The following is a 225-nucleotide window of genomic DNA, read 5'->3' on the forward strand; positions in this document are numbered from 1 at the left end:
CCTTGGGAGATGGTCCTCCCGGATTCCGACGGAGTTTCACGTGTTCCGCCGTACTCAGGATCCTGAACTGAGGAAACGAAGTTTCGTTTACGAGGCTATCACTCTCTTTGGCTAATCTTCCCAGATTATTCAACTACTCCATTTCTTGGTAACTCAAATGTTCAGTCCTACAACCCTAAGAAGCAAGCTTCTTAGTTTGGGCTCTTCCCGGTTCGCTCGCCGCTA

At 48.9% G+C, this 225-nt stretch carries 1 rRNA gene; it reads right to left on the reverse strand.

Annotated elements, in window-relative coordinates:
* Nucleotides 1-225 (reverse strand): 23S ribosomal RNA (locus OZJ21_RS09885); the annotation flags it as partial.

It is taken from the genome of Ligilactobacillus sp. UO.C109 (genome assembly GCF_026847815.1).
Classification (GTDB): Bacteria; Bacillota; Bacilli; order Lactobacillales; family Lactobacillaceae; genus Ligilactobacillus; species Ligilactobacillus salivarius.